Origin of the sequence: Methylobacterium litchii, assembly GCF_038442315.1 — a bacterium.
GTDB lineage: Bacteria > Pseudomonadota > Alphaproteobacteria > Rhizobiales > Beijerinckiaceae > Methylobacterium > Methylobacterium litchii.
In genome coordinates this window covers 267,889-293,832 of record NZ_JBBXMY010000004.1, presented here as the reverse complement: position 1 = coordinate 293,832, position 25,944 = coordinate 267,889, and the positions used below count along the sequence as shown (strand labels likewise).

General features: G+C 69.5%; 25 protein-coding genes. 11 read left to right on the top strand and 14 right to left on the bottom strand.

The genetic code is table 11. The features are described 5' to 3' along the window. Positions 1-11: 11 nt before the first annotated feature. Positions 12-836 carry an adenosylcobinamide-GDP ribazoletransferase gene (gene cobS, locus AAHF99_RS10765; RefSeq protein WP_342164267.1) on the bottom strand — a complete coding sequence of 275 codons (825 nt, stop codon included), beginning with the start codon at positions 834-836 and terminating at the stop codon, positions 12-14. Between the two features lie 107 nt (positions 837-943). Between cobS and cobT the strand changes: the two genes are divergently transcribed. From cobT to queC, 3 genes are read left to right on the top strand one after another with little or no spacing between them, the layout of a single operon-like run. Continuing rightward, on the top strand, positions 944-1,960 hold the full coding sequence (cobT, locus tag AAHF99_RS10760) for a nicotinate-nucleotide--dimethylbenzimidazole phosphoribosyltransferase (RefSeq protein ID WP_342164266.1): 1,017 nt from the start codon (positions 944-946) through the stop codon (positions 1,958-1,960). A 53-nt stretch (positions 1,961-2,013) separates the two neighbouring features. Continuing rightward, positions 2,014-2,370 carry a 6-carboxytetrahydropterin synthase QueD gene (gene queD, locus AAHF99_RS10755; protein ID WP_342164265.1) on the top strand — a complete coding sequence of 119 codons (357 nt, stop codon included), beginning with the start codon at positions 2,014-2,016 and terminating at the stop codon, positions 2,368-2,370. After that, positions 2,360-3,082 carry a 7-cyano-7-deazaguanine synthase QueC gene (gene queC / locus AAHF99_RS10750; RefSeq protein WP_342164263.1) on the top strand — a complete coding sequence of 241 codons (723 nt, stop codon included), beginning with the start codon at positions 2,360-2,362 and terminating at the stop codon, positions 3,080-3,082. Before queD ends, queC begins: the two co-directional genes overlap by 11 nt. On the opposite strand, the gene AAHF99_RS10745 is transcribed toward queC, so the two are convergent. Beyond that, entirely contained in the window at positions 3,063-3,647 is a 585-nt protein-coding gene (locus AAHF99_RS10745; protein WP_342164262.1) for a TetR/AcrR family transcriptional regulator, read from the bottom strand. The two genes, queC and AAHF99_RS10745, sit on opposite strands and share 20 nt — an antisense overlap. 106 nt (positions 3,648-3,753) lie before the next feature. Between AAHF99_RS10745 and AAHF99_RS10740 the strand changes: the two genes are divergently transcribed. From AAHF99_RS10740 to panB, 4 genes are all read left to right on the top strand, one after another. After that, positions 3,754-4,722: a quinoprotein relay system zinc metallohydrolase 2 gene (locus AAHF99_RS10740; protein WP_342164260.1), complete on the top strand. Its 969-nt coding sequence runs from the start codon at positions 3,754-3,756 to the stop codon at positions 4,720-4,722. A 41-nt stretch (positions 4,723-4,763) separates the two neighbouring features. Beyond that, positions 4,764-5,573 (top strand): quinoprotein dehydrogenase-associated SoxYZ-like carrier, encoded by an 810-nt coding sequence (locus AAHF99_RS10735; protein WP_342164258.1) that lies wholly within the window; start codon positions 4,764-4,766, stop codon positions 5,571-5,573. Beyond that, positions 5,573-6,163, top strand: a complete 591-nt coding sequence (locus tag AAHF99_RS10730; protein ID WP_342164256.1) for a rhodanese-like domain-containing protein — start codon at positions 5,573-5,575, stop codon at positions 6,161-6,163. Before AAHF99_RS10735 ends, AAHF99_RS10730 begins: the two co-directional genes overlap by 1 nt. A 100-nt stretch (positions 6,164-6,263) precedes the next feature. Further along, entirely contained in the window at positions 6,264-7,082 is an 819-nt protein-coding gene (gene panB / locus AAHF99_RS10725; protein ID WP_342164255.1) for a 3-methyl-2-oxobutanoate hydroxymethyltransferase, read from the top strand. On the opposite strand, the gene AAHF99_RS10720 is transcribed toward panB, so the two are convergent. The 10 genes from AAHF99_RS10720 to AAHF99_RS10675 form a co-directional block, all read right to left on the bottom strand. Beyond that, the gene (locus tag AAHF99_RS10720) at positions 7,079-8,092 is read right to left on the bottom strand and encodes an NUDIX hydrolase (RefSeq protein ID WP_342164341.1); all 1,014 of its coding nucleotides are present in this window, start codon (positions 8,090-8,092) and stop codon (positions 7,079-7,081) included. The two genes, panB and AAHF99_RS10720, sit on opposite strands and share 4 nt — an antisense overlap. A gap of 514 nt (positions 8,093-8,606) precedes the next feature. Next, the gene (locus tag AAHF99_RS10715; RefSeq protein ID WP_342164253.1) at positions 8,607-10,082 is read right to left on the bottom strand and encodes an NAD-dependent succinate-semialdehyde dehydrogenase; all 1,476 of its coding nucleotides are present in this window, start codon (positions 10,080-10,082) and stop codon (positions 8,607-8,609) included. Continuing rightward, positions 10,075-12,003: an acyl CoA:acetate/3-ketoacid CoA transferase gene (locus tag AAHF99_RS10710; RefSeq protein ID WP_412759870.1), complete on the bottom strand. Its 1,929-nt coding sequence runs from the start codon at positions 12,001-12,003 to the stop codon at positions 10,075-10,077. Before AAHF99_RS10710 ends, AAHF99_RS10715 begins: the two co-directional genes overlap by 8 nt. 79 nt (positions 12,004-12,082) lie before the next feature. Further along, positions 12,083-13,192, bottom strand: a complete 1,110-nt coding sequence (phaC, locus tag AAHF99_RS10705) for a class III poly(R)-hydroxyalkanoic acid synthase subunit PhaC (RefSeq protein ID WP_412759869.1) — start codon at positions 13,190-13,192, stop codon at positions 12,083-12,085. A gap of 25 nt (positions 13,193-13,217) precedes the next feature. Beyond that, the gene (locus tag AAHF99_RS10700) at positions 13,218-14,042 is read right to left on the bottom strand and encodes a poly(R)-hydroxyalkanoic acid synthase subunit PhaE (RefSeq protein ID WP_342164251.1); all 825 of its coding nucleotides are present in this window, start codon (positions 14,040-14,042) and stop codon (positions 13,218-13,220) included. A 66-nt stretch (positions 14,043-14,108) separates the two neighbouring features. Beyond that, positions 14,109-15,284 carry an iron-containing alcohol dehydrogenase gene (locus tag AAHF99_RS10695; protein ID WP_342164249.1) on the bottom strand — a complete coding sequence of 392 codons (1,176 nt, stop codon included), beginning with the start codon at positions 15,282-15,284 and terminating at the stop codon, positions 14,109-14,111. Between the two features lie 19 nt (positions 15,285-15,303). Next, complete coding sequence (locus AAHF99_RS10690; RefSeq protein WP_342164248.1) at positions 15,304-16,956, bottom strand: acetolactate synthase large subunit; 1,653 nt, start codon at positions 16,954-16,956, stop codon at positions 15,304-15,306. Between the two features lie 198 nt (positions 16,957-17,154). Beyond that, a complete protein-coding gene (locus AAHF99_RS10685; protein WP_342164246.1) occupies positions 17,155-18,090 on the bottom strand; it encodes a LysR family transcriptional regulator in 936 nt (311 codons plus the stop codon). Positions 18,091-18,124: 34 nt separating this feature from the next. Beyond that, complete coding sequence (locus AAHF99_RS10680; protein WP_342164244.1) at positions 18,125-18,859, bottom strand: hypothetical protein; 735 nt, start codon at positions 18,857-18,859, stop codon at positions 18,125-18,127. A gap of 90 nt (positions 18,860-18,949) precedes the next feature. Then, entirely contained in the window at positions 18,950-20,593 is a 1,644-nt protein-coding gene (locus AAHF99_RS10675; protein ID WP_342164243.1) for a GMC family oxidoreductase, read from the bottom strand. Between the two features lie 179 nt (positions 20,594-20,772). On the opposite strand from AAHF99_RS10675, the gene AAHF99_RS10670 reads away from it, so the two are divergent. Continuing rightward, positions 20,773-22,791, top strand: a complete 2,019-nt coding sequence (locus AAHF99_RS10670; protein ID WP_342164242.1) for a PAS domain-containing hybrid sensor histidine kinase/response regulator — start codon at positions 20,773-20,775, stop codon at positions 22,789-22,791. Between the two features lie 7 nt (positions 22,792-22,798). On the opposite strand, the gene AAHF99_RS10665 is transcribed toward AAHF99_RS10670, so the two are convergent. Both AAHF99_RS10665 and AAHF99_RS10660 read right to left on the bottom strand, forming a co-directional pair. Continuing rightward, positions 22,799-22,984, bottom strand: coding sequence for a DNA gyrase inhibitor YacG (locus AAHF99_RS10665; RefSeq protein WP_342164241.1), 186 nt, complete (start codon positions 22,982-22,984; stop codon positions 22,799-22,801). Next, on the bottom strand, positions 22,981-23,631 hold the full coding sequence (locus AAHF99_RS10660; RefSeq protein ID WP_342164239.1) for a Maf-like protein: 651 nt from the start codon (positions 23,629-23,631) through the stop codon (positions 22,981-22,983). Before AAHF99_RS10660 ends, AAHF99_RS10665 begins: the two co-directional genes overlap by 4 nt. Positions 23,632-23,833: 202 nt before the next feature. Here AAHF99_RS10660 and AAHF99_RS10655 point away from each other — a divergent pair, with 202 nt between their 5' ends. The 3 genes from AAHF99_RS10655 (at position 23,834) to AAHF99_RS10645 (ending at position 25,940) form a co-directional block, all read left to right on the top strand. Next, entirely contained in the window at positions 23,834-24,043 is a 210-nt protein-coding gene (locus tag AAHF99_RS10655; protein WP_342164238.1) for a hypothetical protein, read from the top strand. 155 nt (positions 24,044-24,198) lie between these two features. Then, a complete protein-coding gene (locus tag AAHF99_RS10650) occupies positions 24,199-24,438 on the top strand; it encodes a hypothetical protein (protein ID WP_342164237.1) in 240 nt (79 codons plus the stop codon). 293 nt (positions 24,439-24,731) lie between these two features. Then, positions 24,732-25,940 carry a polyhydroxyalkanoate depolymerase gene (locus tag AAHF99_RS10645; protein WP_342164236.1) on the top strand — a complete coding sequence of 403 codons (1,209 nt, stop codon included), beginning with the start codon at positions 24,732-24,734 and terminating at the stop codon, positions 25,938-25,940. The last annotated feature ends 4 nt before the right edge of the window (positions 25,941-25,944 follow it).

Here is a 25,944-nt window from a genome sequence, read left to right as displayed (position 1 = left end):
GGGCGGTGCGGTCAAGGCGCCAGGGCCGCGACGAGACCGAGCAGGGCGGCGATCTCGGCGGCCTGCTGGCAGGCGCCGATGACGTCGCCCGTCTGCCCGCCGAGGCGCCGCCGGGCGAGGGCGGTGACGCCATAGGCCGCGAGGCCGCCAAGGACGATCATGGCGGCGACCCCGCCCGGATCGAGCCCCAGGGCGAGGGCGGCAAACGCCAGCGCCAGCCCGACGAGCCCGGCCATCACGAGGCTGGCGCGGCCGGGGCGCCCGGCGGCGGCCGAGAGCCCGTCGTTGCGGGCGGGGGGCAGCAGCACCATCGGTGCCAGCGCCGCCACCCGCGAGAGGGAGGCGGCGAGGACGAGGCCCGTCGCGGCGGGCAGGCCGGTGCGGTCGAGGAGCGTCGCCAGCGCACCGATCCGCAGGGCGAGGGCGAGGAACAGGGCGAGCGCCCCGTAGGAGCCGATGCGGCTGTCGCGCATGATCGTGAGCATCCGCGCCCGGTCGCCGCCCGCGCCGAGCCCATCCGCGAGGTCGGCGAGGCCGTCCTCGTGCAGCCCGCCCGTCGTGACGGCGAGGGTCGCCGCCGCAAGGGTCGCCGAGAGGAACGGCCCCAGCCCCCCGAGCCAGCCGGCCGCCAGGACCAGGGCGGCGGGAAGGGACAGGATCACGCCGGCCAGCGGCAGCATCCGGGGCAGGCGGGTGAAATCCGGAGCGCGGTGGGGGTCCGGCTCGCCCGGCAGTTGCGGTACCGGCAGGCGGGAGTAGAAGCGCAGGCACGCGGCGAGATCGTGCAGGGCCTCGCGCCCTGGCCAATCGGCCTCGCCGCCGGTCTGCCTGTCCATCGAAGCGGTCCCGCATGCCGGGTTCGATGCGCCGGCTCCACCATTCATAGCGGGCGGCGCCGGTTTCGTCCGCCCGGAACGCGGCTACCCACAGGATCGAGGCAGCGATGAGCGGGCCCTTCGACGACATCCGCAACCTCGTCCGCACCATGCCGGGGCCCGATGCCGAGACCGCCGCCATGGTCGCCGCACGCGACGCGGTGCTGACCAAGCCCGCCGGCTCCCTTGGGCGGCTAGAAGATCTCGTCGCATGGCTCGCCGCGTGGCAGGCCAAGGCGCCCCCGAGCTTCGACAGGCCGCTGGTCTGCGTCTTCGCGGGCAGCCACGGGGTGACGAAGAAGGGCGTCTCGGCCTTCCCCGATGCCGTGAACCGCCAGATGCTCGATAATTTCGCCGCCGGGGGCGCGGCCATCAACCAGCTCTGCTCGGCCTACGGGCTCGGCTTCAAGGTGTTCGACCTCGCCCTCGACGTGCCGACCGGCGACATCACCGAGGCCCCGGCGTTGGACGAGCGCGCCTGCGTCGCGACCATGGCCTTCGGCATGGAGGCGGTGGCGGCGGGCACGGATTGCCTCGGCATCGGCGAGATGGGCATCGGCAACACCACCGTGGCGGCGGCGCTCTACGCCGCCCTGCTCGGGGGCGATCCGGCCCATTGGGTCGGGCGCGGCACGGGCGTCGATGGCGCGGGGTTCTCGCGCAAGGTCGCGGCGGTGGAGGCGGCGCTCGCCTGCCATGCCGGGCATCTCGACGATCCGCTCGAGATCCTGCGCCGCCTCGGCGGACGCGAGATCGCGGCCATGGCGGGCGCCATCCTCGCCGCGCGGCTGCAGCACGTGCCGGTGGTCATTGACGGCTACGTCTCGACGGCGGCGGCGGCGGTGCTCCATGCGCTCGACCCGTCCGCCCTCGACCATTGCGTCGCGGGCCATGTCTCGGCCGAGGGCGCCCATGCCGAAGTGCTGGAAAGACTCGGCCTGAAGCCGATCGTCTCGCTCGGGATGCGCCTCGGCGAGGGCTCGGGCGCCGCCGTGGCGATGGGGATCATCAAGGGCGCGCTCGCCTGCCATACGGGCATGGCGACCTTCGCACAGGCGGGTGTTTCGGGGCAGGGCGTGGGTTGATAGACCATGCCCAACCTCGCGGCACGCTCGCCCCTTTGTGAAACGACCCTTCGATGAGAATCACCCAAGCCTTCACCTTCGAGGCGGCGCACCGCCTGCCGAACGTTCCGGCGACCCATCGCTGCCACCGGATGCATGGGCATTCCTACCGGGTCGAGCTGACCGTCGAGGGGCCGGTCGATGAGCGGACGGGCTGGGTGATCGACTTCTACGACATCGAGTCGATCTTTGGCCCGCTGCTGCTGCGCCTCGATCATCATTGCCTGAACGAGATCGAAGGGCTCGAAAACCCCACCGCCGAGAACATTGCGGCCTGGATCTGGCATCGCCTGAGGCCGGACCTGCCGGGCCTCGCGCGGGTGCGGATTAACGAGACGCCGATGTCCTGGGCCGAGTACGATGGCGACTGAGCGCATCGCGGGAGACGACGCGGCCCTCGTCCTGTTCTCCGGCGGCCAGGATTCGGCCACCTGCCTCGCCTGGGCCCTCGACCGTTACACCCGCGTCGAGACACTGGGCTTCGATTACGGTCAGCGCCACCGGATCGAGCTCGATTGCCGGGAGAGCCTGCGCACCGGCCTCGCGGCCATCGACGCCGCCTGGGGGCAACGCCTCGGCGAGGATCATGTGCTCTCCCTCGACGCGCTGGGCGCCGTCTCCGACACGGCGCTCACGCGGGAGACCGAGATCGGCTTCGAGGCGTCGGGCCTGCCGAACACCTTCGTGCCGGGGCGCAACCTCGTCTTCCTCACCTTCGCCGCCGCGCTCGCCTACCGGCGGGGCATCCGGCACATCGTCGCCGGCATGTGCGAGACGGATTATTCCGGCTACCCGGATTGCCGCGACGACACGGTGAAGGCCCTGCAGGTGGCGCTGAATCTCGGCATGGAGCGCCGCTTCGTGCTGCACACCCCGCTGATGTGGATCGACAAGGCGGCGACGTGGCGCCTCGCGCAAGCCCTCGGCGGCGCGAGGCTCACGGACCTCATCGTGGAGGAGAGCCACACCTGCTACCTCGGCGAGCGCGGCGCACGCCACGCCTGGGGCTACGGCTGCGGCCGATGCCCCGCCTGCCAGTTGCGGGCCGAAGGCTACGCGCGCTTCACGGCGACGGCGGGCTAGAACCGGCGGCGAGCCCTCCGACCAGGGCCGCCAGCGTATCCCCGAAGGCGGCCGGGCTCGCGAAGAGCCGTTCCATCAACAGCGCGCCTTCGAGGGTGGCGAGGGTCGCGCGGGCCTGCATCGCGGGGTCGAGGCCGGGGCGCAGGGTCCCGTCGGCCACACCCTCGCGCAGCACCTCCTCCAGCCATGCGAGGTGCTTGCGGAAGAACGCCACGATATCCGCGCGCAGGCGCTCCGGCAGGGCCTCGCCCTCGACGGCCAGCGCCGCGCAGAGGCAGCCGAGCCCCTGCTCGACCCCGCCGAGATAGAGCTTGCCATAGGCCGCGATGCGCCCTGGCCCGTCCGGCACCTCGGCGCGGATCGAGGCCATCGCCTCGGCGTACCGAGCTTCGTAGGCCGCGATCAGTGCGGCGGCGAGGTCGGCCTTGGTCGGGAAATGGTGGTGAATGCTCGCCTTGCGGATGCCCACCGCCGCCGAGAGGTCGGCATAGCTGAACCCGGCATAGCCCCGGCTGCGCACCAGGGTCTCCGCCTCGATCAGCAACTCGGCCCGGGTGTCCCGCATCGCTCTCCTCGGCCCTGCGTCACGATCACGGAAGCATGAGCGCCGCTTGACGTCTATCGAAATCTACCTACTAATTGGTTGGAAAGAAAGACCGGGAGGTTTCGGCATGGCGGCTTCGTCCGTTCATCCGACGAGAAACGGCCTGACGCGGCGGCAATCGCTGTTCGGCGGCCTGTGCCTGTGCTGCCTTGGGACGGCGGGCCTCTCGCCGCGCGCCTACGCCGAATCTTTCACGATGGACGAGGTCGGCCCCGGCATCTTCATCCGCAAGGGCCTCATCGCCGATGCCGATGCGCAGAACCTGGATGCCATCGCCAATATCGGCTTCATCGTCGGCAAGAACGGCGTGCTCGTCACCGAATCCGGCGGGAGTCTCGCGGACGGGCAATGGCTGCGGGGCGAGATCGCCAAGCGCACGGACAAGCCGATCACCCATGTGGTGCTGACCCATGTCCACCCGGATCACGCCTTCGGCGCCGGGGCTTTCACGGTGGACAAGCCGGTCTTCGTCGGCCACGCCAAGCTGAAGGAGGCGCTGGACGCGCGCGGCGAGTTCTACCGCAAGCGCCTCATCGACCTGTTCGGGGAGGAGAAGACCGGGCCGGTCGTCTACCCGACGATGGCGGTGGCGGACACGGCCGAGATCGACCTCGGCGACCGCACACTCGCCTTCACCGCCCACGGCCCGGCGCATACGACGAGCGACCTGTCGATGCGCGATTCCATGAGCGGCCTTTTCTTCCCGGCGGACCTGCTCTTCGTGGAACGAATCCCCTCCCTCGACGGCAGTCTCAAGGGCTGGCTGAAGGAGCTGGAGCGGATCAAGGCGACCGGCGCCGCGCAGGCGGTGCCCGGCCATGGCCCGGTGCGGGTCGAACTGGCTCCGGCGGTGGCGGACCTCACCGCCTATCTCACCGCGCTCCGGGACGAGACCAAGGCGGCCATCGCCAAGGACGTGCCCATCGACAAGGCGGTCGGATCGGTCGCGCAGGGCCAGCGGGACAAGTGGAAGCTGTTCGAGCACTATAACCGCCGCAACGTGACGGTGGCTTACCAGGAACTCGAGTGGGATTGATTCGTCATCAACCGATAAACGTAACAACGGGAGACTACGCCATGCGCCCGACACTCGCCTTCGCCCTCGCTTTCTCCGCCGCGACCCTGTTCGCCCCGCTTGCCCAGGCGGCAGGCGCGTCCGATACCGATCAGGAGCGCAATGCGCGCTGGCAGGAGATCGCCAAGTCGATCTTCGGCGACAAGACAATCGAATCCACCGACACGCTGGTGAAGCTCGAAGCGCCTAAGCGCGCCGAGGACGCGGCCCTCGTGCCGATCACCCTGTCGATGCCCGACCGCGACAAGATCAAGTCGGTCTCGCTCATCATCGACGACAACCCGGCGCCCTACGCCGCCAAGTTCGAGTTCGGCCCGGCCGCCGACACCCGTGAGCTGAAGCTGCGTGTCCGGGTGAACAACTACACGGACATGCACGCCGTGGTGGAGACGCCGGACGGCAAGCTCTACGAGGCGAAGCAGTTCGTGAAAGCCTCCGGCGGCTGCTCGGCGCCCATGGGCATGAGCGACGAAGAGGCCATGAAGGGTATGGGCGACATGCGCATGAAGTTCGCCGAAGCGCAGCCCGGCAAGCCCGTCGAGGCGACGCTGATGATCCGCCACCCGAACTTCTCGGGCATGCAGATGAACCAGGTGACGCGCGATTTCACGCCGGCCCGCTACATCGACAAGCTCACCGTCTCGGCCGGAGACGAGACCGTCTTCACCATGACGGGCGACATCTCCATCGCCTCGAACCCGGTGATCAATTTCGGCTTTAAGCCGGACGGGAAGGCGATCAAGGTCGCGGCGAGCGACAACCAGGGCGGTCACTGGTCGCACAGCTTCAACGCGCCGAGCCCGACGAACTGATGGGGCCTCGCGGCCTGTTTCTGGGGCGGGCGGCGGCGATCACGGCCGCCGCCCTCTGCCTCGCCGCCGCCGAGCCCGCCGACTCGCCGGTGAACGTGCCGGAGCCGCCGGGCCTCTATACCGGTCCGCAGCGGGGCTACACGCCCCCGACCCTGAAGGGCGCCCACGTCGTCGATGGGGCGGCGGTCGCGGAGATGATCGCAGGCCCGGACAAGCCGGTGCTGATCGACGTGGCCCCGCGCGAGCGCAAGCCCGCCAACTTCCCCGAGGGCCGGCTGTGGCTGCCGGTCCACCCGTCGATTCCCGGCGCGGTCTGGCTGCCGAACGCGGGTGCGGCCCCCCTGCCGCCGGAGCGCGAGGCCCTGTTCTTCAGCCGCGTGGAGCAACTGACCGGCGGCGACAAGGGCAAGCCCATCGTGGTCTTCTGCCATGTGGAGTGCTGGGGAAGCTGGAACGCCGGCAAGCGCCTCGTGGACAAGGGCTACACGGCGGTGAACTGGTTCCCGATGGGCGTCGAGGGCTGGCAGGATTTCCACGAGACCCGGAACCTCACCGAGGACCCGGAGTGGAAGCAGGCCACCGGCCCCTGACATCTCCTCCGTTCCGCCGCGACCGGCCCCTGGCTCGCGGCGTCGCCTGTCGTATAAGGCGCCACGCCGGATCCCGGCGGTGAGCGTTGGGGAGCGCGGGATGTCCCAGGTCATCCAATCCCGCCGCCTGCGGGCGGTGGATATCGGCAAGCGCAAGGCCGAGGGGCGCAAGATCGTCTCCCTGACTGCCTATCACGCGCATACCGCCGGTATCGTCGATCCCTTCTGCGACTTCATCCTCGTGGGCGATTCCCTCGGCATGGTGATGCACGGGATGGAATCGACCATCCCCGTCACACTGGAGATGATGATCCTCCAGGCGCAGGCGGTGATGCGCGGGACATCGAAGGCGCTGGTCGTCGTGGACATGCCCTTCGGCTCCTACGAGGCGAGCCGGGAGCAGGCCTTCGTCAACGCCTCCCGCGTGCTCAAGGAGACCGGCGCCGGGGCGATCAAGATGGAGGGCGGCGCTCATTTCGCCGACACGGTGGCTTTCCTCGTGCAGCGCGGCGTGCCGGTGATGGGCCATATCGGCCTCACCCCGCAGGCGGTGAACGTGATGGGCGGCTTCAAGGTGCAGGGCCGCGCGCCCGACGACGAGCGCCGCCTGTTGGAGGATGCCCGCGCCATCTCCGAGGCAGGAGCCTTCGCCATCGTGCTGGAGGGCATCGTGGAGTCCGTGGCGCGGGCCATCGCGACCTCGCCCAAGGTGACGGCGGCGACCATCGGCATCGGCGCCTCCTCCGTCTGCGACGGGCAGATCCTGGTGCTGGAGGACATGCTCGGCCTCTCCGAGCGGACACCGAAATTCGTGCGCCAGTTCGGCTCGTTGCGTGCCCATATCGAGGGCGCGGTGCAGGCCTATGCCGAGGAGGTCCGCGCCGGCACCTTCCCGGGGCGGGACCAGACCTACGGTTAGAGCGACCCGACCCGGCGCGCGGACAGGCGCAGGCCCGGCGCCGGGCGTTCCAGCAGCACCTCCCGGCGGAAGCGCACAAGGCGGGCGGGGCGGCCCGCGGCGCCGCTGGTCAGGCTCTCCGTCTCCTCGACCAGTCCCTGCTGGGCCACGAGGCGGCGGAAATTCTGCTTGTGCAATTGCACGCCCGACAGCGCCTCGACGGTGCGCTGCAATTGCAGCAGCGTGAATTCCGGCGGCATCAGCTCGAACACGACCGGGCGGTATTTAATCTTGCCGCGCAGGCGGCCGATCGCCGTGGCGAGGACCCGGCGATGGTCGAAGGCCATGGGCACGCCGGTCGGGTCGCCGGCCCGGCCCGGCCCCGGATTGCCCCGCGATTCGGGGATCAGCCCCGCCTCGAACAGCAACTCATAGCGTTCGAGCACCCGTTCCTCGTTCCAGGTGCCGCCGTTCATGCCGAAGGTCAGGCCGAGCCGGTCGAGGCGGCGCTGGCGCAGGGCCTTGTCCGGGGTTTCGGCGGCCCAGGCCATGAGCCGGGGCTCGATGGCATCGAGCTGCGCCGGGCGGCCGCGGCGGAAATCCTCGTAGGGCAGGTAGCGGTACCAATTGTGCCACGCGGCCTCGGCGAGGCCGGCGGGGCGCTCCTCCCGCACCAGGGCGAGATAGGCCACCGACAGGGCGTGCGCGGCCGGCGCGTCCTCGCTGCCGGAGCGGTCGCGGTCGCCGAAGGTGTAAAGCTGCTCGACGTAGCCGAGGCGCTGGTTGGTCTGGCGTTCCACCCAGGCTCGCAGGCCCCGTTCCAGGGTGGCGTGCTCCGGTACAAGGGGGCCTGCGGGAAGGCCGTCACCCCGGCAGGTGGCCTGTCCCGGCACGCGAATCGTCAGGGCGCGGGGCTCGCCTTCGTTGGCGGCCACGATCACCGCCACGAGGCCCACGGCCGAGCGGTCGGTCTCCGGTTGCCCGTCGCCCGCGCCCGTCCTTCCGCCCGTCTTCTCCTCGGCGACCGACATGCGCCCGGAATCGTCCCCCGCCTGCCCGAAGCCGCCCCGCGCTATAGGCGCGAGGACGGGCCGTCCGTCAACGCGGCGGGGCGGCACTGGTATACTGCTCATGGGCAGGGCACGAGAATGTCAGTTGGAATTGCCAAATTATCCCTTGCGTATGCGGGAGAATCTGGATTGATTCCAAACTTAAGATGCCGGAACGCACAGCACCAAATCTCTGGTGGCAATTAACCTCCGCACAGCGGGCGATGCTGCGACGTCTGTGGTGTGAAGGGCCTTTGCCGACCCCCGATCCCGGTGAGATGCGCACCGTGCGCTCCCTCGTGCGGCGCGGGCTGCTCCGCACGCGCGACCGCGGGCGCGACCGAGCGTCCGATCCCGGATGCTGGTTTCTGACCGCGCGGGCCATTCGACTTGTGTCGCAGGCGGAAGGGGCGGCGCCGGGCGCCCAGCCGAAGCCGGATGCGGCGCTCGCCGGAGTGCGGCAGAGCGAGGAGGCCTAAGGCCTCCCCGCGCGACGTCAGGCGCCGAGGCCGCCGACGCAGATGTATTTCACCTCGAGGTAATCCTCGATGCCGAGTCGGCCGCCCTCGCGGCCCAGGCCCGATTCTTTCACGCCGCCGAAGGGCGCCACCTCGGTGGTGATGATGCCCTCGTTGACGCCGACCATGCCGTATTCCAGCGCCTCGGAGACCCGGAACATCCGGCCGAGATCGCGGGTGTAGAAGTAGCAGGCGAGGCCGTATTCGGTGTCGTTGGCCATGTGGATCGCCTCGGCCTCGTCCTTGAACCGGAAGAGGGGGGCGAGGGGGCCGAACGTCTCCTCGCGCGCGACTTCCATCGCCGGGGTCGCGTTCACGACGACGGTCGGCTCGAAGAACTGGCCGCCCAGGGCGTGGCGGTGGCCGCCCGCGATGACCTTGCCGCCCTTGTCGAGGGCGTCGCGGATATGGGCCTCGGTCTTCTCGACGGCGGCCATGTCGATGAGCGGGCCCTGGGCCACGCCTTCGTGGGTGCCGTCGCCGACCTTCAGCTTGTTCGCCGCCTCGGCCAGCTTCTCGGCGAAGGCGTCGTAGATGCCGTCCTGCACGAGGAAGCGGTTCGTACAGATGCAGGTCTGGCCGGAATTGCGGAACTTCGCGAGCATGGCGCCCGCCACCGCGCGGTCGAGGTCGGCGTCGTCGAACACGATGAAGGGCGCGTTGCCGCCCAGCTCCATCGAGACCTTCTTCACCGTGCCGGCCGCCTGCTGGAGCAGGATCTTGCCGACCTCGGTGGAGCCGGTGAACGTCACCTTCTTGACCAGCGGGTTGCCGGTCAGCTCGCCGCCGATGGCGCGGGCCGGGCCGGTGAGGATCGAGACCAGCCCGTCCGGGATGCCGGCCATCTGGCAGAGCTTGCCCCAGGCGAGGCCCGAGAGCGGCGTCTGCGAGGCGGGCTTGATGACGATGGGGCAGCCGGCCGCGAGCGCCGGGGCGAGCTTGCGGGCGATCATGGAGGAGGGGAAGTTCCACGGGGTGATCGCCGCCACCACGCCGATCGGCTCCTTGGTGACGAGGATCTTCCGGTCCGCCCAGGGGGAGGGGACGGTCTCACCGTAGACGCGGCGGGCTTCCTCGGCGAACCACAGGACGTAGGCGGCCGACATGCCGACCTCGCCCCGCGATTCGGCGAGGGACTTGCCCTGCTCGGCGGTGAGGATCTGCGCCAGATCCTCCTGATTCTCGGTGATCACGGCGGCGAGCTTGCGCAGGAGCACCGCGCGCTCGTTCGCGGTCTTGGCGCGCCAGGCCGGGTAGGCGGCGTGCGCGGCCTGGATGGCGCGCTTCGTCTCCTCGGCGCCGGCATTCGGCACCCGCGCGATGACCGCGCCGGTGGCCGGATTGGTGACGTCGATCTGGCCCGCGCCGGATTTCGACCATTCCCCGCCGATCAGGCAGGCTTCCACAAGAAGCTCGGGGTTCTTCAGCTTTAACCGATCACCGGTCTCAGGCATCCAACGGTTCCTTGGGCGGCGACGGCTCGGTCTGGGCGCGCGGGGGCACGCTGCGAGCCGTGCTGCGGGCCTGAGCCTCCGCGCGCGTCTCGAACACGTGGGGCGCAAGATCCCGCGATTGCAGGGAGGCGCCGAGCTTGAGCCGCATGAAGGCACTCGTCGTGTACCGCGAGGCCGTGGCGTAGTAGCGGCTTTCCAGATAGGCGATCATCGAGAAGTAGGCTTCGGCCACGGCGGGATCAAGCTCGAAGCCGTCGTAGTTGGCGATCAGGTGGACACGCTTGCCGATCTGTTGGCAGGTCCGCTCGAATTCCCGCCGCACGAGGTCGACATCCTCCACCGTGCGGACCTGGAAGCCCTCGTAATTGGCGAAGAGCGTATTCCGCTCGGCATCGTAGGACATGCGCTCCGACAGGCTCATGCCGAGCAGCCAGTGCTCCAGGCCCATCGCCTCGTCCCGGAACAGGCGCGAATCCATCGGCGCGGGGTCGCGGACGATGGGCGTGAAGTCCATGTGGGCGAGGATATCGCGTTCGATGTCGATACCCGGCGCCACCTCCACCAGCTCCACGCCCTCGGTGGTGCGGCGGAAGACGCAGCGCTCGGTCACGTAGAGCACCGGCTGGCCGCGCTCGGCCGCGTAGGCGCCGGAGAACGTCACCTGCTCCACGGCGCGCACGAATTTTTTGGATCTGCCTTCCTTCAGGATGCGCAGCGTCCCGTCCGTCAGGCCGATGTCGAGCCCTCCCGCCGTGAAGCTGCCGGCGAAGACGAGGCGCTTAGCGTTCTGCGAGATGTTGATGAAGCCACCGGCCCCGGCGAGCTTGGTGCCGAAGCGGCTGACGTTAACGTTGCCCTCCTCGTCCGCCTCGGCGAGGCCGAGGCAGGCGAGGTCGAGGCCGCCGCCGTCGTAGAAATCGAATTGCTGGTTCTGGTGGAGTACGGCGGCCGGGTTCAGCGCCGCGCCGAAATCGAGCCCGCCCTGGGGCAAGCCGCCGATCACGCCGGGCTCGGCGGTGAGCGTCAGGTATTTCAGCACCCGCTCTTCCGCCGCCACCTTGGCGACGCCCTCCGGCACGCCGATGCCAAGGTTCACGACGCCGCCCATCGGCAATTCGAAGGCGCAGCGCCGTGCGATCACCTTGCGGATGTCGAGGGGCAGGGTGCCGATCCGGTCGAGCGGCACACGCTGCCGGCCGGTGAAGGCGTGGTTGTAGGGCGTCGCGTAGGTCTGGTGGTGGTTCTCGGGCTTCGAGAGCACCACGCAATCCACCAGCACGCCCGGTACCGTCACCTCGCGCGGGGCCAGCGACCCGTTCTCGGCGATGCGCTCCACCTGCGCGATGACGAAGCCGCCGGAATTCTTCGCGGCCATGGCGGCGGCGAGGTTGTCGAGCGTCAGCGCCTCGCGCTCCATGGTGACGTTGCCGGCCGGGTCGGCGGTGGTGCCGCGAATGAGCGCGACGTTCACCGGGAAGGTCCGGTAATGCAGCCACGGCTCGCCGTGGAGGTCGATCAGGCTGACGAGGTCTTCCAAGGTCCGGTCGTTCAGCTTGCCGCCGCCCTTCCGTGGATCCACGAAGGTGTGGAGCCCCACCTTGGTGATGTGGCCGGCGGTCTTGGCGGCGATGTCCCGGTAGAGGTGCGAGACCACGCCCAGCGGCAGGTTGTAGGCCTCGATCGTACCCTCGATCGCCATGGCGCCGAGCTTCGGCACGAGGGACCAATGCCCGCCGACGACCCGGCGGATCAGGCCCGGCATGGCGAGGCGGTTGAGGCCGCGATCCTTGCCGTCGCCGGGGGCGGCGGCGAACATCAGGCCGAGGTCGCGGGGGCCCTTGCCCTCGGTGAAGCGCCGGGCGAGCGCCAGGATGAGTTCGTCGGGGGTGCCGATGCCGACGAAGCCGGAGACGGCCACCATGTCGCCGTCCTGCACGATGGCCACGGCCTCGTCGGCGGTGACGATCTTGTTCTTGAGGCCGGTGGGGAGGCGCTGTCCGTCAGCCACGGGCGGCGATCCAATCCGCGATGCCGGAACCCAGGAGCTTCTGCGCCTTGCCGCCGACGAAGACGCCGACATGCCCGCCGGGCAGGCCGAGTTCGGTGTAATCCTCGGTGCCGATCTTGCCGCGCAGGGCCTGCGAGGTCGCGGGCGGGATGATGTGGTCGTCCTGCGCGAACACGTTGAGCACCGGGCAGGTGATGTTCTTCAGCTCCACCTTGCGCCCGCCGAGTTCGAAGTCGCTCTTCACCAGCTTGTTGTCTTGGTAGAGGTCCTTCAGCCATTGCTTGGCCGCCTCGCCGGGATGGTCCGGCCGGTCGGAGATCCATTTCTCCATGCGCAGGAAGTTCAGGAACTTCTTGCGGTCATCGAGGGCTTCGAGCAGGTCGAGGTTGTACTTCGTCATGGTGCGCATGGGCGTCATCATGGAGAAGACCGAGCCCATGAACTCCCCCGGCAGGGAGCCCTGCGCGGCGATCAACTGGTCGATGTCCTCGGCCGAGAGCGAGCGCACCCAGATGTTGATGAAGCCGTGGCCCTTGCGGTTCTCCACGGTGTCGGCGTGGAAATCGACCGGCGTGATCGTCAGCACCATGGCGTTGACGGTCTCGGGGTAGAGCGCCGCGTAGCAGGTGGTGAAGACGCCGCCCTCGCAGATGCCGAGGAGGTTCACCTTTTCGCGGTTCGTCGTGTCGTTGATGAAGGCGACGCATTCGGCGAGGTAGCCGTCGACGTAATCGTCCATGGTGACGAAGCGGTCGGCCCGGCCGGGATTGCCCCAATCGACCACGTAGAGGTCGAGGCCGAGATTGAGCAGGTTGCGGACGAGCGAGCGGTCCTCCTGCAGGTCCGCCATCGTGTAGCGGCCGATCAGCCCGTAAACGATCAGGACCGGCGGCAGACCCCGGCTCTCCGTAAGCGGCCGGTAGCGGTAGAGGCTGACCTTGTCCTGGCTCCAGACGAGGTCCTTCGGAGTCGTGGCGATGCGCACGTCCTCGTCGCGGACGCTGGCGAAGAGCTTGGCGCCCTCGGCCATCTTGCGCCCGAGGGCGCCGACCTCCGCCATCATCTCGGCAGGGGTGAGGTCGAGGGGCGTGGCGGCCGGCATGCCGCGCTCAGTGCCGTCCGTGGTCTTAGCCATGGCTTTCCTCCCGTGTCGCCCCGGCCTTCGCGCGCTTCGTGGCGGCGCGCTTGTCCTTTTTGAGGGAGCGGACCTCCCGGCGAAGCTCGGTGAGGCTGCGGTGGACGTCGTCCAGTTCCGCGCGGCTCGGCTGGCCGTAGAGGTCGCTCATGAAGCCGGCCACGTCCTGCTGCGCGAGGCGCAACTCGGTCGCCGCCTTCAGCATGTCGCGCTGGGAGGCGAGGAAGGCGTCCGAGCGCTGCACATCGAGGAGCACGCCGTTCGCGGTCTCGATCCAGTGCTGCATCATGTCCCGGCCGGTCGGGTAGGTCTCGCCCCGCGCGGCGCGGGCATTGGCCTCGCGGGCGAAGGTGCCCGCGGCCCGCGTCCAGGCGTCGAGCATCACCGCCTGATGCTTGCCCTGCGCCTGCCGCAGGGCGGCGAAGGCCGTGAACAGGGCGGCGAAGCGCTTCTCGGATTGCCACAGGTCGGCGAGTTGCGGCCCCTCGGACATCCGGTTGAGGGTCGCGCTGAAATCGCTTGTGCCGCCGAGCCAAGCCTGGGGATCGAAGATCCGCGCCAGCACGGCGCCCGCCGTGGGGTCGCTGGTGGCGGCCACGCCCTGGAGCGAGGCGGCCAGCGTCTGCGACAGCGAGGTCGCCGCCGACCACGCTTGGGTGAGGGAGGTCTGGGCCTCCGCGAAGGGGTTGAGGTCGCCGGCCGGCGGGAAGGCGCCGAAGCCTGCCGCGTTGTTGCCCATGCCGGGGGGCGTCAGGAAGCCCATCCCCGTGCGGGCCCAGAACTCGCCCATCGCCTTGAACGCGTCGAACTGGTCCATCCTGGCGTGTCCCCCTGCCGGGCCGCACGGCATCGCGCGGCCCGTGTTTCGGTTCGGATCGTCCGGTCAGGCCGCCGGGCGGACCTCGCCGAGCGCCCCGGCGTAGATCGCATAGGCGTCGTCGTAGGTGACTTCCCGCGGGTTGTTCACGAGGAGGCGGGTCTGCTTCATGGCGTCCGTCGCCATGCGCTCCAGATCGCCCTGCTTGACGCCGACTTCGCTCAGCGAGGCCGGCACCTTGCAATCGTGGCAGATCGCCTGGAGGCATTCCACGAAGCGGGCGGCGGCCTCGGCCTCCGGCAGGTCGGCGGCGGCGGGGTCGAGGATCGGCGCCAGTTCCGCGTAGAGCCCCTGCGCGTGGCTGAGGTTGAAGCGCATCACGCCCATCAGCACCAGGGCGTTCGAGAGCCCGTGCGGCACGTGGAAGATCGCCCCCACCGGATAGGCGAGCGCATGGACGGCGGCGACCGGCGCGTTCGCGAAGGCCATGCCGGCCAGCATCGAGCCGAGCAGCATCCCGGAGCGCGCCTCGACGTTCTTTCCGTCCGAGCAGGCGGTGCGGATGTTGGCCGAGAGCAGCGCCAGCGCCTGCTTGGCGAGCTGGTCCGAGATCGGGTTCTTCTTGTTCTTGCTGGTGAAGGCCTCGATGGCATGCACCATCGCGTCGATGCCGGTGGCGGCGGTGACGTGGGCGGGCAGGCCGAGCGTCAGCTCCGGGTCGAGCACCGCCCAGTCGGGCAGGAGCTTCGGGGCCACGACGCCCTTCTTCTCGGTGGTGGGCGTGGTGACGATGGAGATCGGCGTCACCTCCGAGCCCGTGCCGGCGGTGGTCGGCGCGAGGATCAGCGGCAGGCGGTCGCCCTTGGCGAGGCCGACGCCGTAGATGTCCTCCAGCTTGTCGTCCGACTTGGCAAGGTAGGCGACGAGCTTCGCCGTATCGAGCGCCGAGCCGCCGCCGATGGACAGGACGAGGTCCGTGCCGAGGTCTCGCGCGCGGGCGGCGGCGGCCTCGATCACCGTCGAGGGCGGATCGGCCACGACGTCCTCGTAGACGTCGATGGCGATGCCCGCCTTGGCCAGGGCCTCTTCGGCGGAGCGGGTGAGGCCCGCCGCCCGGACGCCCTTGTCGGTGACGAGCATGACGCGCGTGGCGCCGTAGCTCGCCACGATGTCGGGGAGCTTCTTCGAGGCGCCGGCCTCGAACAGGACGTTCGGCGTGGTCTGGAAGGTGAACGGGTTCATGGCGTGCCTGTCCTCCGGCTCACTGGGCCTGCTCGAAGGGCTTCACCTTCGCGCGCAGCTCCTCGACCAGCACGCGGGTGTTCTCCGAGTAATCGATTGGCACGGCCACGAGGTGGACGCCGCCCGCGTTGAACGCCTTGTCGAGGGTCGGCACGAGGTCTTGCACCGATTCGATGCGGTGGCCCTTGGCGCCGTAGGATTCGGCGTACTTCACGAAGTCAGGATTGCGGAACGTCATGCCGTAATCCTCGAAATGATCGACCGCCTGCTTCCAGCGGATCATCCCGTAGGCCGAATCGTCCAGCACCAGCACCACGAGGTTGAGGCCGAGGCGCACCGCGGTCTCCATCTCCTGGCTGTTCATCATGAAGCCGCCGTCGCCGCACACCGCCATCACGCGGCGCTCGGGATACAGCATCGCCGCCATCATCGCGGAGGGCAGGCCCGCGCCCATCGTGGCCAATGCGTTGTCGAGGAGCAGTGTGTTGGCGACGTAGGTGCGGTAGTTCCGGGCGAACCAGATCTTGTACATCCCGTTGTCGAGGCAGACGATTCCGTCCTCGGGGATCACTTGGCGCACGTCGTGGACGAGGCGCTGCGGCGTGACGGGGAAGCGGTCCTCGGTGGCCCGGTCGGAGATGTGGCTGAGGATGTGCTCGCGCAGCGATAGCAGCGCGCCGGCGTTGGGCAGCTTGCCCTCCAGTTCGTCGGCCAGCAGCTTCAGGGTCGGGCCGAGATCGCCTACCACCTCCGCGTCGGGGTAGTACACCTCCTCCACGTTGGCCGGCACGTAGCCGATATGGATGACCTTCTGGTCCTTCTGGCCCATGAAGAAGGGCGGCTTCTCGATCGTGTCGTGGCCGATGGCGATGATCAGGTCGGCCCGGTCGATGGCTTCGTGGACGTAGTCGCGCTCGGAGAGGGCGGCCGTGCCCATGTAGAGCTTGGTGCCGCCCGCGACGGTGCCCTTGCCCATCTGCGTGGTGAAGAACGGGATCTGCGTCCGGTGGACGAAGCCGCCGAGCTCGCCCGTGGCGCGGGGCCGGCTCGCGGCGGCGCCGAGCATGATGAGCGGGCGCTCGGCCTGGAGGATCAGTTCGGCCGCGCGGGCGATGGCCTTCGGGTGAGCGACCGGGATGTCGATCGGGTGCGAGGGCACGAGGCTCGCTTCGGCCTGCTCGGAGGCGATGTCCTCCGGCAGTTCGAGCAGGACCGGGCCGGGCCGCTCCTCCATGGCGACGCGGAAGGCGTCGCGCACGATGGTCGGGATCGAGGAGGCCGAGACGATCTGCCGGGCCATCTTGGTGATCGGCTTCATCGAGCTGATCACGTCCACGATCTGGAACTTGGCCTGCCGCGAGGACAGGATGCCCTTCTGGCCGGTGATGATGATCATCGGCATGGCGCCGAGATGGGCGTAGGCCGCGCCCGTCGAGAAGTTGAGCGCCCCCGGGCCGAGGGTCGAGAGGCACACGCCGGGACGGCCGGTGAGGCGCCCGTGGGTCGCGGCCATGAAGGCGGCGGCCTGCTCGTGGCGCGTCAGCACCAGTTGGATCTTCGAGGTCCGCAGGGCCTCGACCACGTCGAGATTCTCCTCGCCGGGAATGCCGAAGATGCGATCGACACCCTCGTTCTCCAGGGCTGCGACGAGAAGGTCTGATCCTTTGGGCATCGTATTGTCCGCTGAGGTGACGAGGGGGCGGAACGGAAGCGTTCGGCTGAGGCACGGGACCGCCCGTCGCCACGGCGGCCCGCCCACGGGGTTCGTTCGGGACGACGAGATCCGTCCCTTCTCGCCCCGGTTAGAGGATTCCCATACCCGCCCGGTCAAGGCCGGGAGCCGTTCACAAGTCACAGATGACGCCGGTTCTCATTCCAGGGCTGTTGGACTGTCGCCGGCCAGCTGAACCAGCAGGTTTCGCAACCAGCGATGGGCTTGATCCCGGTCGTATGAGGCATGCCAGAGCATGGAGACAGCGACCTCATCGAGAGGAACCGGCACCGGGCTCACGCTGAGCCCCAGCGAGCCGGCAAAGAAGGTCGCGAGCCGCGCGTGCATCGTCGCGATCAGGGGCGCTGCCCGCACGAGGGAGGGCACCACGAGGAAGCGCGGCGTCGTCACGGCGAGTTCGCGTGAGCGCCCGATCAGCGCCAGCGCATCGTCGACCACCCCATGAGCGGTCTCGCGCAAGGAGGTCAGGACGTGGGGGAAGCGGAGGTAATCCTCCAGGCTGATCGGCGCTTCGACCCCGACGAGGTCCGCGTTGAACAGCACCACGTAGCTGTCGCGGTACAGCAGGCGCTGCTTGTGGTGTACTTGCCCCCGCGTGAAGAAGCCGAGGGCGAGGTCGACCCGGTCGGCGTCAAGTTCGTCGAGGATGCGCACCGCCTCCACCGAGCGCAGCAGCAGCCGGATGCCGGGCGCGTGGGTGCGCAGATGCGCCACGAGGCGCGGCCCGAGCAGGATCTCGAGACTGTCCGGCAGGCTGACGATGAAAGTCCGCTCCACGGTCGCCGGATCGAACTGCTCCTCGCGGTGAACCAGGGCCTGGACCCCGCGCAGCACCCCGCGCAGGGGCTCGGCCAGGGCGAGGGCGCGGGGCGTCGGGCGCATCCCGTCCGGCGCGCGGGTCAGCAACTCGTCGTCGAACAGCCGGCGCAGGCGGGCGAGGCTCGCGCTCATGGCCGATTGGCCGATGCCGATCCGCGCGGCGGCCCGCGTCACGCTCCGCTCCTGCAGCAGCGCGTCGAGGGCGACGAGCAGGTTGAGGTCGAGGCGGGCGAGATCGACGTGGTCGATCGCCATCAGCGGGGCGCCCGGTTCCGGCCGGCGCTCCGCATCAGCGGGCCCCGCGTTCGCCGGGCCGCTCCGCCCCCGGCGGCGTGTAGTCGGCGGCGGGTTCGGCCCGCTGCAGGGCGACCTGGGCGGCGTGGAACCACCAGAGCGGCAAGTCGCGGTTCGAGCCCAGGAGGTCCGAGATCCAGCCCTCCTTCGGCATCATGTCGGCCCGGTCGGCGAAGAGTTTCAGCGCCCCCTCGATCCGCTCCCGTTGCGCCCGCTCGCGGATCGCCTCGCGCTCGGCCGCCGCCTGCGCGTCCGCCGCCGCGACGAGGCGCTGGGTGGCGAGGTCGTCGGCATCGAAGGCGAATTGCTGCCAGAAGGCTTCCGCCTCGCGGGCGACGTCCCGTTCCCGTTCCAAGGTCTTCAGCGCGGCCTCGGTCTCGGCGCGGGCCGCGTCGGCCTTGCGGGCGCGCTCCAGCATCCGGTTGTTGGCTTCGAGCAATTCGCGCTCCCGCTCTGCCGCGATCCGCTGGCGGCGAAGGACGCGCAACTCCTCCTCCATCTCGGCGCGCAACTGATCGCCGCGCTCCAGGCCCGCGATGAAGTCCTTCAGCGGCCCGTCGAGCAGGGCTTCGGCGCGGGCGCGATAACGCTCGCGCAGGCCCGGATGCTCGCCGTCAAGCCGGTCTCCCTCCCAATCGGGCGCCCCCGCGAGGCCGCTCCCGTCATGCTCGTAGAGGCGACGGGCGATGGCCTCGCACAGGGGCGACAGACCGGCAGCGGGCGTACTCATGACTCGACTCGCTTGGCTCCGCCGATGGCAACGCCGGTCCCGCGCCATCGATGCAGGATTCGCTCCCCGATGAGGATGCCCTCGCCCGCCTCACGCGGGAAGGGGTTCGCTGGGCTCCGTGTGGTCGAAAAGACGGGGCGCGGGGATCTCGTCATGGGCGCCCAGGCGCGCGATGAGCCGGTCGGCCACCCGCAGGGCGTTGGCGATGATCGTCAGCGTCGGGTTCACCGCCCCGATCGACGGGAAGAAGCTCGCATCCGTCACGTACAGGTTGTCGAGCCCGTGGGCCTTGCAGTCCCGGTCGAGGACGGAGGTCGCCGGATCGGTGCCGAAGCGCAGCGTCCCGGCCTGGTGGGCGGTGCCGCCGATGGGCACGTCCTTGCCAAGATAGAGCGAGCGGTCGAACAGGTGCGGGTGGATGTGGGTCTTGTCGCACAGCTCCTGCAGCTTGCGGCGCAGGCGCTTGTGCGCCTCCGCGTTGGTTTCAGTGAGGTCGAGATGGACCTTGCCGCCCTTGTAGAAGATGCGGTTCTCCGCCTTCGGGATGTCCTCCGTGGTCAGCCAGAAATCGACGGAGTGCTTGGCGATCCAATCGAACGGCTTCTCGGGAAACCATTGCAGGAAGCCCGGCAGACCTTCGCCGTGGACCTGTGCCCCGTCCGACTTGCCGACCATCTGGATATGGCCGAGGGGGAACTCCCAATTGTCCTTCGGGTCCGGGTCGCCGAAGTAGAAGTCGTTGACGCCGAGCGTCTTCTGGAAGCGCGTCGGGTTGGGGATCTTGGAGATCGCCAGCACCGTCGAGTTGTTGTGGCGCATGTAGTTGCGCCCGACCTGCCCCGAGGCGTTGGCGAGCCCGTCCGGATGCTTGTCCGTCGCGGAGCGCAGCATCAGCAGCGCGGAGGAGAGGGCGCCGCAGGCGACGACCACGAGGTCGGCGCTGGCCGCGAAGGGCTTGCCGTCGCGGGTGCCCTCGATGCCGGTCACGCTGTGGCCCGCCGCGTCGGTGACGAGGCGCTCGACATAGGTCCGCGTCGAGAGGGTGAGGTTCGGGCAGTCGCGCAGCGCCGGATCGACGCACATCACCTGCGCGTCCGACTTGCCGTTGGTGGGGCAGGGGAAGCCGTCGAACGACTCGCACTTGATGCAGGGCGAGGTCGAGAGCGGCTGGCCGTCACGCTCCTGAAGGCGCACCCCCACCGGCAGGTGGAACGGGTGATGGCCCTCGCGCTTCAGATCCTCGGAGAGTTGCTCGATGCGCGGCTCGTGGGTGACGGGCGGATGCGCGTAGGGCTTCTTGGCCCAGGGCTCGGTCGGGTCCTCGCCACGCAAGCCGTGGACGTGGAACAGTTCCTCGGCTGCCTGATAATACGGCTCGAACTCGTCGTAGCCGACCGGCCATGCGGGCGAGAGTCCGTCCTGATGGCGGATTTCGCCGAAATCCTTCTCGCGCAGGCGAAACAGGATCGAGCCGTAGAACTTCGAGTTGCCGCCGACATAGTAGTGCAAGCCGGGATGGAAGCTCTTTCCATCCGAGGAATACCACGTCTCCTTGGCCTGATAGTATCCATCGACGATCACCGCCTGGCTGTCCCAGTTGCGCGGCTCCCGGCGCAGGTAGTCCCCGCGCTCCACCAGCAGGATGCGCTTGCCGGTCTGTGCGAGGCGCCAGGCCATCGTCCCACCGCCGGGGCCTGAGCCGATGATGATGACGTCGTAGCGTTCGCCCTGCATCCAAGTCTCCGCTGGATCCGTTCCGCGCAGCCAACGCCCAAGGCGCCGCCTGGATCGGGCGCCCGGTTCAAATTCCCCCGCGACGTGTATCCACAGCAACCAGTGGTTAAGTGCTTTTCCTGACGTCACCTTCAGGTTCGTTTGCGAACGTCCCCGCTCGACCCGGCGCGGAGACGTTCATGCCGATCACCGAACTTATCCTGGCGGCCATCCTGCTCGCGATGGCGGGCGGTATCGCGATGGCGTCCCGCGTCCGGCGCCGCCGGGTGGCGGATAGCGAGGAAGAGAGCCTGCACGACCGCGTCTGGCGGGCGAGCGAGGGCGAGGAACGCTACCGCACCCTCGTGGCCGCGACCACCGATCTCGTCGTGCAGCGGGACCTGCACGGGCGCATCACCTACGCCGACGAGGGCTATGCGCGGCTGTTCGACCGCGCCCCCGCCGACCTCGTCGGCGAGTCGATCGAGCCGCATGTCCTCGACGGGGAAACGGTCTCCGTGCGCGCCGACGGGCTGCGCCGGATCGAGACTCGCATCATCGCCGCCGACGGCCGCGAGCGCTGGTTCGACGTGGTGGAAGTGCCGGTTGCGGACGGCGACGGGCCGATGCAATGGATGCGCGCGGGCCGCGACATCACCGAGCGCGTCGAGGCGGTGAAGGCGCTGGATGCGGCCCTGGCGCGGGCCGAGAGTGCGAGCGTGGCCAAGTCCCGCTTCCTCGCCACCGTCAGCCACGAGATGCGCACGCCGCTGAACGGCATCATCGGCATGACCGATCTGCTGATCGGCACGGGGCTCGACCCCGAGCAGAAGACCTATGTCGATGCGGTGCGGGCGAGCGGCAAGGCGCTCCTCGGGCTGATCGACGGCATCCTCGATTTCTCGCGGATCGAGGCCGGGCGCCTCGATCTCGCCGCCGAGCCCTTCGACGCCGCCGCCGTGGCGGAGGGCGTCGTGGAGCTTCTGGCGCCCCGCGCGCAGGACAAGGGGCTGGAAATCGCCCTCGACGTCGCCGCCGAGGTGCCGCCCTCGCTGATTGGCGATGCCGACCGCTTCCGCCAGATCCTGCTCAACCTCGCCGGCAACGCCATCAAGTTCACCGAGCGCGGCGGCGTCGGCGTCGCCCTGGCCTTCGGCCGCGACGGGCTCGCCGTGACCGTCACCGATACGGGGCCGGGCATCCCGGAGGAGCGCCTGCCGCGCCTGTTCGAGGAATTCGAGCAGGGCGACGAGAAGGGCGCCAACCGCCACGAGGGCACGGGCCTCGGCCTCGCCATCACCCGCCGCCTCGCCACGCGGATGGGCGGGCGCGTCGAGGCGCAATCCCGCGTCGGGATGGGCTCGACCTTCCGCGCCCTGCTGCCGCTGCCAGTCGCGCCGGTCGAGGGCGAGGGGGCGGCGGAGGCGCCGCGCCTCGCCGGGCGGCGCTGCCTGATCGTGGCCGATTCGCCCTTCCAGGCGCCATATCTCGCCAGCGCGCTCGCCCGCCACGGCGGCGCGGCGGTGATCGTGCGCGGCCTGGAGGAAGGGCTCGATGCCCTTTCGGCGGTCGCCTTCGATGCCGTGATCGCCGACCGGGCGTTGGGCGACGCGGCGGTGCGGCGGATCGCCGAGGCCGCCCGCAGCTGCGGCGTGCGCCGCCGCGTCGTGCTGCTCTCGCCCTTCGACCGCCGGGATTTCGGTGCGCCGGCCTCCGCCGGGTTCGACGGCTATCTCATCAAGCCGGTGCGGGCGCGCTCGCTGGTGGAGCAACTGGCGGTCTCGCCGGCCGTCGCCGCGCCGGTGCGGCCGACCCCGCAGCCCGCGCCGGCCTCCGGGAGCCTGCGGGTGCTCCTCGCGGAGGATAACCCGATCAACACGTTGCTCGCGACCCGCGCCCTGGAGCGGCTGGGCTGTCACGTCGTCCACGCGCCCGACGGGGCCGAGGCGGTGGAGCGCTTCAAGGATTCAGGGCCGTTCGACCTCGCCCTCATCGACATCCGCATGCCCCGGCTCGACGGGCACGACGTCGCCCGGCAAATCCGCGCGGCCGAGGCGGAGCAGGGCGGGCATCTGCGGCTCATCGCGCTGACCGCCAACGCCAGCCGCGACGACGAGGCGAAGGCGCATGCGGCCGGGTTCGATGGCTTCCTGCCCAAGCCCCTCGACCTGAAGGCCCTGCCGGACCTCCTCGCCCCGCTTCAGCGCAAGGCGGCGTGAGGGCGGCTCACTCGTTGTCCGACAGGGGGCGGCGCGGCTCCGGCTGCGCCTCCTCCTCGTCGTCCTCGACGGGGACCGCGTAGCGCTCGTTGAACCAGCGGCCGAGATCGACGTCGGCGCAGCGCTGCGAGCAGAACGGGCTGAATTCGGCCACCGCCGGCTTGCGGCAGATCGGGCAGGGCGCGCCTCTCACGCCGCCGCCCCCCAGGCCGCGCGAACGGGATAGCCCTCACCGTCGAGCAGGCTCAGCGTCTCGTAGAGCGGCAGTCCGACCACGGCGCTGTAGGAGCCCACGAGCTTGACCACGAAGGCGCCCGCGATCCCCTGGATTGCGTAGCCGCCGGCCTTGCCGCGCCATTCGCCGGAATCGAGATAGCCCTGGATGTCGCGGCCGGAGAGGCGCTTGAAGCGCACCCGCGTCTCGATCACCCGCTCGCGCCGCCCCTTGGGCGAGAGCAGGCACACTGCCGTGTAGACCCGGTGCTGCCGCCCCGAGAGCAGGCGTAGGCAATCGGCCGCCTCGTCGGGCAATTCAGCCTTGGGCAGCACCCGTCGGCCCACCGCCACCACCGTGTCGGCGGCGAGCAGCCATGTCGGCGTCGCGTCCTGCGCCCCGTGCAGGGCGGCCTCCGCCGCCGCGAGCTTCGAGCGCGCGAGACGGCGGGCGAGATCGCGCGGCGGTTCGGATTTGCGCGGGGTCTCATCGATGTCGGCGGGCAGCAGGGCGTCCGGCTCGATCCCCATCTGCTGCAGCAGCGCGAGCCGGCGCGGCGAGGCCGAGGCGAGGACGAGGCGTGTCGCGCGCGCCGGGGCGCCGGCGGTGTCGGGGGAGGCGTCCATGATGCTCCGGTCCGGCCGGCCCCCGCCATGGCTGTGCCGGGCCGGCCCTTTGCTGCGCGCTTGATAGGGGAAGGCGCCGTTCTTGTGAACCACGCGGACGGAGCGCCGGCTGATCTCGCCCAATGGCCGCGAATGCCTGCCGTTAACCGCGCGTTAACCACGATCGACAACAATCCCCCGTAACGAAGCGGGTTTGAATCCGATGCCCAACGTAGATCCCCGAGTTCTCCGGCCGGTCCTCGTGAACACCACCGGCGTCGCCAGCGCGATGAGCGAGCTGCGCCAGAAGGCCGGCTCCACCGCCGAGATGTGGCGCCTGCTCACCGAGCGCTTCGTGGTCGACCTCGACGCGGTGGCGACCCTGCTGCCGTCCGAGGAGCCCGAGACGCAATGGCTTCCGGCCCGCGCCTGACGCGCTTCGACTGAATTCAACGGTTTTGAGCCGGCTGGCATGACGCATGCTAAGGCGTTTGATGGGTGGAGGGGACGTCCAGGCAACAAGAACGCGGTCGCTCGCACGCCGGAGCATTCCGCGGACCTTTCGAACACTCGAACATGAGGTCCGTCATGCCGGAATTGTTGGCCGTTGCCCTGGTTTGTGCCGGGACGCTGATCGCGCAGGATTGCTCCCGCGACACCGCCCTCGATGTCATCGTTTCCCCCGCCCACTCGCCCATGGAGTGCCTGATGCACGCCCAGGCCATGGCCGCGCAGGCCGGTTTGCCGGGCGGCGGGGACCGCTACCTCAAGGTCGCCTGCGAGCATCGCCGCACCGACCGGGCCGTCGTCGCCCGGCAGGCTTCCTGACGGGGTCCTATAGTCGGCCAAACTGACGGCTTTTTCATCGGAGGCTTGCAGTTTTCTGCCGATGAGGCGCGCTGGGCACCGGGTTTAGAGCGGAGTACGCATTAAAATTGGTGCATCGTTGCCACAGGTGAACCGTTTCGGGAGGGGACTCTCCTAAGGGGGGAGTTGCCGGGGCGGCGGTCGAGGCACATCGTTGGTGGGTCATGCAGATGCATTTGCCCGTAAGGCCTGCGCCTCCGCCTCCTCCCGTCTTCGCCCGCGTGCCGGGCCGCGCACCTGCGAGCTCCCGACCGATGCTGTACGATGCGTTCGATCTGCAAAGCGATCTCGCCGAGCAGATGAGGGGCTGGGGCCGGCTCCTCGATTCCGCCTGGTCGCCTTGGGCGATGTGGGGCGAGCCGATCAACTGGATGTCGGCGGGGGCGCGGATGATGATGCGCACCGGCCTGACCTTCGCGCGGCCCGCCTACGGGATCGAGACCGTTATGGTCGGCAACCGCGAGGTGGCGGTCGCGGAGGAGAAGGTCGAGGTCACGCCCTTCGGCACGCTGCTGCGCTTCCGCAAGGACATCGTGACCGAGCAGCCGAAGGTGCTCGTGGTGGCGCCGCTCTCGGGCCATTTCGCGACGCTGCTCCGCGCCACCGTGCGGACCATGCTGCCCGACCACGACGTCTACATCACCGACTGGCACAACGCCCGCGACGTACCGCTGTCGGACGGGGTGTTCGGCTTCGACGATTACGTCGCCCACCTCGTGGGCTTCCTGCAGACGATGGGCGAGGGCTCGCACATCGTCGCCGTCTGCCAGCCGGCAGTGCAGGCGTTGGCCGCCGCCGCCGTGATGGCCCAGACCAAGGACCCCGCCGCGCCGCGCAGCATGACGCTGATGGCCGGGCCGGTCGATTGTCGGGTGAACCCCACGGGGGTGAACGAACTCGCCACCTCGAAGCCCATCGAGTGGTTCGAGAAGAACCTGATCGCCACCGTCCCGTCCCGCCACAAGGGCGCCGGGCGGAAGGTCTATCCCGGCTTCGTGCAGGTCTCGGCCTTCATGTCGATGAACGCCAAGCGGCACATCCAGGGCCATGCCGACCTGTTCTGGCACTTCGCCAACGGCGAGGTCGACAAGGCGACGGCCATCGAATCCTTCTACGACGAGTATTTCGCCGTCCTCGACCTCGCGGCGGATTTCTACCTGGAGACGGTCAAGACCGTGTTCCAGGATTACACGCTGGCCAAGAACGAGCTGACGTGGCGCGGCGAAGCCATCGACATGCGCGCCGTGCGCAGGACGGCGCTGATGACGGTGGAGGGCGAGCGCGACGACATCTGCGCCCCCGGCCAGACCATGGCGGCGCACGATCTCTGCACCAGCCTGCCCCCCTACATGCGCACCCACCATCTCCAGGCGGGCGTCGGCCATTACGGGGTCTTCGCCGGGCGGAAGTGGGAGAACCAGATCTACCCGCAGGTGCGCAACTTCATCCAGTCGCACGCCTGAACCC